General features: G+C 27.4%; 7 protein-coding genes. All 7 read right to left on the reverse strand.

What is annotated here, in order from left to right; all coding sequences use genetic code 11:
• Nucleotides 1–147 precede the first annotated feature (147 nt).
• Nucleotides 148–756, reverse strand: coding sequence for a phosphoribosylglycinamide formyltransferase (purN, locus tag GBZ86_RS09315; protein ID WP_152890001.1), 609 nt, complete (start codon nt 754–756; stop codon nt 148–150).
• A complete protein-coding gene (purM, locus tag GBZ86_RS09320; protein ID WP_152890003.1) occupies nt 744–1,745 on the reverse strand; it encodes a phosphoribosylformylglycinamidine cyclo-ligase in 1,002 nt (333 codons plus the stop codon). The genes purN and purM overlap by 13 nt, the downstream gene beginning before the upstream one ends.
• Nucleotides 1,746–1,754: 9 nt before the next feature.
• Nucleotides 1,755–3,161, reverse strand: coding sequence for an amidophosphoribosyltransferase (gene purF / locus GBZ86_RS09325; RefSeq protein WP_152890005.1), 1,407 nt, complete (start codon nt 3,159–3,161; stop codon nt 1,755–1,757).
• A gap of 23 nt (nt 3,162–3,184) precedes the next feature.
• Nucleotides 3,185–3,892, reverse strand: a complete 708-nt coding sequence (gene purC, locus GBZ86_RS09330; protein ID WP_327444792.1) for a phosphoribosylaminoimidazolesuccinocarboxamide synthase — start codon at nt 3,890–3,892, stop codon at nt 3,185–3,187.
• Nucleotides 3,892–4,371, reverse strand: a complete 480-nt coding sequence (gene purE, locus GBZ86_RS09335; protein WP_152890009.1) for a 5-(carboxyamino)imidazole ribonucleotide mutase — start codon at nt 4,369–4,371, stop codon at nt 3,892–3,894. Before purE ends, purC begins: the two co-directional genes overlap by 1 nt.
• 112 nt (nt 4,372–4,483) lie before the next feature.
• On the reverse strand, nt 4,484–8,221 hold the full coding sequence (locus GBZ86_RS09340; protein WP_152890011.1) for a phosphoribosylformylglycinamidine synthase: 3,738 nt from the start codon (nt 8,219–8,221) through the stop codon (nt 4,484–4,486).
• 157 nt (nt 8,222–8,378) lie between these two features.
• Nucleotides 8,379–9,428, reverse strand: a complete 1,050-nt coding sequence (locus GBZ86_RS09345) for an alanine racemase (protein WP_152890013.1) — start codon at nt 9,426–9,428, stop codon at nt 8,379–8,381.
• Between the last annotated feature and the right edge of the window lie 131 nt (nt 9,429–9,559).

Genomic DNA, 9,559 nt, shown 5'->3' on the forward strand with positions numbered 1-9,559 from the left:
AATATTTTTAAAATCTTCTCATAGAAGGTCTTTTTGTTGTACCTAAAAATAATCTTTGATAGTTTTTAAAAATAATATTTTCAAAATAATATCTAACCTATTTTTTCATATTAAACTTTACACTATCATTAAATTAATAATCTTTTATTAACATATAAGTGTTCTTTTTTCTTTTATTACTACTCTATTTTCTGCAATTAACCTTATGGCTTCTGGTAAAATTCTATGTTCTTCTTTTATAACTCTTTGTTGAAGAGTTATAGCAGTATCTTCAAAATATACAGGAACCACAGCCTGAGTAATAATGGCACCTTCATCTATTTCTTCATTTACAAAATGTACTGTACATCCTGAAAATTTAACTCCTTTTTTTATAGCCTCTTCATGTACCTTTAACCCATACATACCTGTTCCACAAAAGCTAGGAATAAGAGATGGATGAATATTTATTATTTTATTTTTAAATTCATTAAGAATACTACCATTTAATATGGAAAGATATCCTGCAAGCACTATAATATCCACTTTACCCTTTAATATTTCTAATATTTTATCTGAAGTATTTTTACCATGATTTTTTTTATCTATAACATATGTAGAAATTCCTTTTTCTTTAGCTCTTTCAATACCATAGGTCCCTTCTCTATCAGATATTACACAATATATAGAACCCTTTATTGTTCCTTTATCTATTTCATTTATAATAGAGGAGAGATTACTCCCTCCACCAGATATAAGCACTGCTATTTTAAACAAATGCCTTCACCTCCAGAAACTATATGACCTAAAATTATTGGATTTTCATCTAGCTCTTTTAATGTATTCATAGTAACTTCTAAATCTTCTTTAGAAATACATATTACAAATCCTATTCCCATATTAAAGGTATTGTACATGTGATCTTTATCTACACCTTTTTCAATTATTTTTTTGAATATTTCTGGTAACTCATAAGAATTTGTATCTACAACAGCAGTAAATTTTTTATTTCCAAACATTCTTGGTATATTCTCTATAAATCCACCACCAGTTATATGAGCCATACCGTTTATAGATATTTTACTCATAAGTTCAATTATAGGTTTTACATAAATTTTTGTTGGTTTTAAAAGTTCTTCCCAAATAGGTTTTTCTTTAAAATTTTCTTCTAAGTCAGTAAAAATTTTTCTAACTAATGAATATCCATTAGAATGAATTCCTGATGAAGGAAGTCCTATAAGTATATTCCCCTCTTCAATTTTATTTCCATCAATAATCTTATCTTTTTCAACTACACCTACTGCAAAGCCTGCAATATCATATTCTCCTTCTTTATAAAAGCCAGGCATTTCAGCCGTTTCTCCACCTACTAGTGAAGCATTTGATTGTATACATCCTTCTGAAACCCCTTTTACTAAATCTGCCGCTACATTAGCATCTAATTTTCCACATGCAATATAATCCAAGAAAAATAAAGGCTTTGCTCCATGGCATAAAATATCATTTACGCACATTGCTACACAATCTATTCCCACCGTATCATATTTTTTAGTTTTAAAAGCAATTTCTAATTTTGTGCCTACACCATCAGTACCAGAAATTAACACAGGTTTTTTATATCCTTCTGGTATTTCTATCATTGCTCCAAAACTTCCTAATCCACTTAATACATATTTACTTAAAGTTTCTTTAGCATAATTTTTCATTAAGGCTACTGATTTATATCCCTCTTCTATATTAACTCCTGATTCTTTATAAGTAATCATACATTTCAACTACCTTTCTAAATGATCTTTATCTGTTTCAATAGGTGTAGCTACTGGATAAACTCCATCAAAACAGCCTAAGCAAAAACCTTTTTTTCTTCCAAAACATTTTAATAAATTTTCTTGTTCTAAATAATCTATGGAGTCACATCCTATAATATCTTTTATTTTTTCTAAAGTATTATTGGCTCCTATAAGTTCTCTTCTATAAGGTGTATCAATACCAAAATAACAAGGAAATTTTACCATTGGAGAAGCTACTCTAAAATGTACTTCTTTAGCTCCAGCTCTTTTTAATGAATCAACTAAATGCCTTGAAGTAGTTCCTCTAACAATAGAATCATCAATTAAAACTATTCTTTTACCCTTTACATTAGATCTTAAAGGATTTAATTTTACCGATACTGCTTTTTCTCTCATATCTTGATTAGGAGTAATAAAAGTTCTTCCTACATATCTATTTTTAACAAATCCTGGATCAAAAGGAATTCCTGAAGCATTAGAATAACCAATAGCTGATGCTAAGCCTGAATCTGGTACTCCAATTACCACATCTGCATCAATAGGATTTTGTTTATATAACATTTCTCCAGCCTTTACTCTAGATTCATGAACATTTATTCCATCAATAGTACTATCTGGCCTTGCAAAATAAATATACTCAAAAGCACAAGTTTCACATAAAGTTTTTTCAGAATACTTTATACTTTCAATTCCATCCTTTGAAATTGTTATTATTTCACCTGGATTTATATCTCTAATAAATTCTGCTCCTACAGTTTCTAATGCACAACTTTCTGAACAAAGTATATAATCTCCGTTTATTTCTCCTAAACATAGTGGACGTATTCCATGTGGATCTCTAACCCCTATAAGTTTATCTTCAGTTAAAATAACCATAGCAAAGGAACCTCTAACTGCTTGCACTGCATTAAAAACTGCTTTTGTAATACCATGCTTTGCACTTCTTGCAATTAAACTTATTATTACTTCTGAATCTATAGTTGTATGAAAAACATATCCTGAGTCCTCTAATAAATCTTTAATTACATCTGCATTAACTAAATTTCCATTATGAGCTATAGCTATAGATCCTAATTTTGTTGAGCTAACTAAAGGTTGTGAATTTTCAACCCTATTAGCTCCTGTAGTAGAATATCTTACATGTCCAATACTTATATGACCTTTTAATTTATCTAGATCATTTTCTGAAAATGCTTCTGTTAATAATCCTAGATTTTTATGCATTTCTATTTTTGCACCATTAGCTACTGCAATTCCAGCACTTTCTTGTCCTCTATGCTGTAATGCATATAACCCATAGTAAGTATATCTTGCAACATCTAATTCATTCTTTGAAAATATACCAAATACTCCACATTCTTCTTTGAACTTGTCATTTATAGCATCATACATATTTTTATACCCCTTTATAATATTTATTGGCTTATTCTACTTAAAATTTCCTCATAAGCTCCCTTAACACTTCCTAAATTTCTTCTAAATCTATCTTTATCTAATTTCTCATTAGTTGTAGCATCCCAAAATCTACATGTATCTGGTGATATTTCATCTGCCAATAAAATTTCTCCATTAATTGTTTTTCCAAATTCTAATTTAAAATCTATTAACTTAATATTTTGCTTTAAGAAAAAATCTTTTAACAAGCAATTTACTTTTTCAGTTATTTTATAAATTTCATTTAATTCCTCAAAATTAGTAATTCCTATACCCACTGCATGATAATCATTTATTAAAGGATCTCCTAAAGCATCATCTTTATAACAAATCTCCATAACTGTAGTTTTTAATTCATAGCCTTCTTCTAAGCCTAGTCTTTTAGCCATACTTCCAGCTGCTACATTTCTAACAATTACTTCTAAAGGAATTATTTCAACCTTTTTACACAATTGTTCTCTTTCATTTAATTTTTCTATAAAATGTGTTTTTATTCCATTTTCTTCAAGCATTTTAAATATTACTGAAGTTATAGCATTATTTAATACTCCTTTGTCTTCTATAGCTCCTTTTTTTTCTCCATTAAATGCAGTAGCATCATCTTTATAATATACAACTACCTTATCTTCTAAATTTGTTTTAAATATTTTTTTTGCTTTTCCCTCATACATCATTTCTTTTTTCATAATTATAGTTCCACTCCTTCTCCATTTTCTTTTATAAATTTCTCTTTCATTTCAATCCTAAAAGACTTTAATTTTTCTTTTAACTCTGGATATTTAATGGAAAGTATTTGTACTGCTAACATGCCAGCATTATAACTATTATTAATTCCCACTGTAGCTACTGGAATTGATTTTGGCATTTGAACTATGGAATAAAGTGCATCTAATCCATTAATAGCACCATTAACAGGAACTCCTATAATTGGTAATGTAGTATGAGATGCTATAACCCCTGGTAAATGGGCTGCAAGACCTGCTCCTGCAATAATAACTTCACAGCCATTATTTTCTACATCATTTAAAGTTTCAACTAACTTTTCAGGAACTCTATGAGCTGATAAAACATAAGCTTTAAATTCTACTCCAAATTCTTTAAGGGCATTAGCTGCTCCTCTCATTATCTCTGTATCAGATTTGCTACCAAAAAAAATTGCTACTTTCATTTAATCTTCTCCTTTTTACCAATTTATTTTTTAAAATTGCTATGCTTAAATACATTATTAAATGCTATTTGTGATAAACATTAATTTAAGCATAGCCTAAAATTTTTATAAATTATTTAAAATATTTAACTCCAGATTCAAATATTTTTTGATCAAAGTTTCCAGGAATATTTTTATATAAATTTTTTCCTATTCTCTCTGAATGTGCCATTTTCCCAAGAATTCTTCCATCCGGACTAGTTATTCCTTCTATTCCCATTAATGAACCATTAGGATTATAAGGCATATCCAACCTTGCATTTCCTTCAAAATCTACATATTGAGTAGCTACTTGTCCATTTTTAAATAATTCTTCTATTAATTTTTTAGGTGCTATAAACTTACCTTCACCATGAGAAATTGGCACTTGATGTATATCTCCAAGCTCTACATTGCTAAACCAAGGCGATAATTTAGAAGTTATCTTAGTAGAAACCATTGAACTCATATGTCTATTTATATTGTTATAAGTTAATGTTGCCATATCTTCTTTTATATCTATTATTTCTCCATAAGGAACTAACCCCAATTTAATTAATGCTTGAAAGCCATTACAAATACCTAATATTAAGCCATCTCTATTTTTAATAAGATCCATTACAGCTTCTTTTATTCTATCATTTCTAAATACTGTAGCTATAAATTTACCAGACCCATCAGGTTCATCACCTGCTGAAAATCCACCTGGAAGCATTATAATTTGAGATTTTCTAATACTTTTTTCTAGCATACTTATAGATTCCTCTAAAGTAACTTTATTTAAATTTCTAAATACTAGAGTTTCAGCTTCTCCACCTGCTTTATTAAAAGCATCAGCAGAATCATATTCACAATTTGTTCCAGGAAAAACTGGTATTATAATTTTAGGCTTTGCTAATTTTATACCTGGAGTTTTAGAGTGTTGACTATTAAATAAATTTTCTTTTACTATTTCTTCCTTAGTATCCAATTTAATTTTAAAAACCGAATCTAACTTTTCTTCCCAATGTTTTATTAAAGAATCTAAACTAAAACTTTCTCCCAAAGCTTCTATTGAAGAGGTATTAGTTGTTTCTCCAATAATAATGTAATTACTATTTTTAAAATTCTCTTCTATTTTTATAGTATTAGGAACTTCAACTACTATAGAACCATAATTATTATCAAACATTAATTCTTTAGTTGCATTTTGGTTTAATTTACAACCAATTTTATTTCCAAAACACATCTTACTTATAGCTTCACATAAACCACCTATTTTTATGGAATAGGCTGATAAAATCTTCTTTTCTTTTATAAGATTAGAAATTACCCTCATATTATTTTTAAATTGTTTTATATCAATAATTTCCTCTTTATTTCTATTTGTTTTTATATAAACTATTTTAGAATTAGTAAATTTAAATTCTGGTGATATAATATTAGTAGCCTTTTCAATTGAAACAGCAAATGCTACTAAACTAGGTGGTACATCTATATCTCCAAAACTACCTGACATGGAATCTTTCCCACCAATAGCTGGCATATTTAAATCCATTTGAGCTCTATAAGCTCCTAGTAATGCACTAAATGGTTTTCCCCATCTGCATGGATCTTTATATAATTTTTCAAAATACTCTTGTAAAGTTAATCGTATATTTTCAAAATTTCCTCCAATGGCAACTATTTTAGTTACTGCTTCTATTATGCTATAATAAGCACCATGATATGGACTCCAACTAGATAAATAAGGATTAAAACCATTAGTCATTATAGTAGCATCTAAACTTTCACCACTTAAAACAGGTATTTTACTAACCATTCCTTCTGTAGGAGTTAATTTATATTTTCCACCAAAAGGCATTAATACAGTTCCTGAACCAATGGTTGAATCAAATCTTTCTATAAGACCTTTCTGACTAGTTACATTTAAGCTTTTTAGTGTATTTATAAATTTATCTTTTACATTTATTTCATTATCATTATTTTTAAAGTAATTTTCTTTTTTTAATGGTGCTTTTACTTTAACTTTTGTATATTGTTTAGCTCCATTAGTATTTAAGAAGTCTCTTTTTAAATCTACTATTTTCTCTTCATTCCAAAACATTCTCAAATATCCTGTATCTGTAACAGTTGCTACTGTAGTAGCTTCTAAATTTTCTTTCTCTGCTAATGAAATAAATTTATCTTCATCTTCTTTTCTTACAACTACTGCCATTCTTTCTTGTGATTCTGATATTGCTAATTCTGTACCATCTAATCCTTCATATTTTTTTGGAATTAAATTCAAATTTATATCTAAAGAATCACAAAGTTCTCCAATAGCTACTGAAACACCACCTGCACCAAAGTCATTACATTTCTTTATTAGTTTAGTTACTTTTTCATTTCTAAATAACCTTTGAATTTTTCTTTCCGTCGGCGGATTTCCCTTTTGAACTTCTGCACCACATTGTTCTATAGATTTTACTGTATGTTCCTTTGAAGAACCAGTGGCTCCACCACATCCATCTCTACCAGTTTTTCCACCTAAAAGTATTATTACATCACCTTCTAAAGGTTTGCTTCTTAACACATTTTCTTTAGGAGCTGCACCAATAACTGCACCAATTTCCATTCTTTTAGCCAAATATCCTGGATGATAAATTTCTCTTACTTCACCAGTACATAATCCTATTTGATTTCCATAAGAACTATAACCATTAGCTGCACCTACTGTTATTTTTCTTTGTGGTAATTTACCATCTAATGTTTCCTGGAAATTTACTGTAGGATCACTACTTCCTGTTACTCTCATGGCTTGATAAACATAAGTTCTTCCTGAAAGCGGATCTCTTATAGCACCACCAAGACAAGTGGCTGCCCCTCCAAAAGGTTCTATTTCAGTAGGATGGTTGTGAGTTTCATTTTTAAACATTATTAAATAATCTTTAAAGCCATTAGTAGTTTCTATGTTTACATTAATTGAACATGCATTTATTTCATCAGATACATCTAAATCTTCTAAAACACCTCTTTTTCTCATTTCTTTCATACATATGATGGCTATATCCATTAATGTAATATCTTTTTTTTCATTTTTATAAATAAATTCTCTAGAATTGTTATATAAGGATAACGATTCTTTAATAGAATTAGTTAATTCATTTTCTTCTATCTCAATTTCAGTTATGGATGTTTGAAAGGTTGTATGTCTACAATGATCTGACCAATAGGTGTCTATAACTTTTATTTCTGTTATAGATGGATCTCTATTCTCTTCTTTAAAATAAGTTTGTATCATTTTTATATCATCAAAACTCATAGCAAATCCATTATCTTCATGAAACTTTTTTAAAGAATTTACATCTAATCCTTTAAAATCCTTTAAAATTTCCACCTTTTGTGGAACTACAAAATTAAGTTGAAAATTTTTTGAATAAGGATCTATTTCTCTAGAATCTACTGGATTGATATAATATTTTTTTATTTTATTTAAATCTTTTAATTTTAAGTTTCCTCTTACCACTATCACTTTGCTACTTTTTACTTCAACTTTTTCCCCAATATTTAAAATACTATAGCATTCTTCAGTCCAATTAGCTCTTTGATCATATTGACCGGGTAGATATTCTACTGAAAAAGCTTGTTCATTTTTTTCTATTGGAAATTCTTCAGCATATATATTATCTACAGTTGCTTCATGTAAAATTAATTCTATATCTGCAAGTGAAGCTCCTTTTATTATGTATTTATTTAATACTCTTACGCTTTCTAATTCTTTAATAAACAAATTTTCTTTAAATTCTTGAAATAAAGATATTGCTTCAGTATTATACTCTTGTTTTTTCTCAATAAAAAATACACTAATCATATCTGCCTCCATACACGAATATTTTTTTATTTTTAATAGATATTTTTCGCATTCGTTGGTTAAATATTAACATTTTTAACTTTATAAGTCAACTATAAAAAATAAAAAACCATAAAAATTCGTTTATAAACGAATTTTTATGGTTTTTTATGAATTATCATTCAATATTATATATTTTATCAATACTTCCTTCAGATATTATAGGTGAAATATCTATTCTAAGTTTAGAATTTTTCGAAACATTTTTCATATCAACTATTGTAATATTCATATTAGGCTTTCCAATAATGTTAACAGCTTTTCCTTCACAAAATATAACATGACGTTTTTTAAATTTTCTATAAATTAATCTAAATATATCATATAATAAATTATTACTTGTTTCTCTTGTAGTTCCTAATCCATGAACATTTCCACATTCTATTATTCCAATATTCATATCTTCTTTAGCTTTAAATAAAGCTGAATATCCAATATGTTCTCCTTTAACTACTTTATATGTATTAATTATATTAGCATAATATTCATATGTTTTTTTTATTCCTTTGTTAAAACCAATATATCCATATAAAATATTACCAGCTCGTACAACAGTAGTAAACTCAGCTGCTTTCCTAATTTCATCATTTATTATTGCACTTGAAGCCATACAATGTATATTTGGTATCTCTCCAATATATTTTTTTACTGTTTCTTTAAAAATATTAACTTGATTTAAAGTGTATTTTATATTTTTACAATTATGTAAATGAGTATATATACCTTCTATTTTAATATTCTTATAATCTTTATTAATAAGGTTAATGAAATAATCTAATCTATTTGGTTTTATACCCATTCTGTTCATACCTGTATCAACATAGATATGAACCCTTTTGTCTCTATCTTTTGGTATTTCATCTAATATTTTTTCATTATCAATAGAAAAAATTAAATTTTCTCGTTCATCATTAAAATCATTTTTACAACATAAAGGAGATAATAGTAATATATCAGTATTACTATATACTTTTTCACTTTCTTCCTTTGTTGCTACAGCCAAAATATCTATCTTATTCGATAGAAATTCTGAAATTTTTTCTATTCCAAGTCCATAAGCATCTCCCTTAATAACACCAATAATTTTTTTATTACCTACAAGTTTTTTTATTACATCAATATTATCATTTAATTTTTTTAAGTCTACTTCACACCAAAAGTTGCTCATGCTATTATCCTTTCTAAAACGTAGAATTAATAAATAATTCTTTTAAGTTGTTTAAATAAACATAATTTAATAAAACTTAATTTAAAGGTATATTAATAATACATAATTTATACTATATAGTTATATTATAC

This window comes from Clostridium tarantellae (assembly GCF_009295725.1).
Taxonomy (GTDB): Bacteria; Bacillota; Clostridia; order Clostridiales; family Clostridiaceae; genus Sarcina; species Sarcina tarantellae.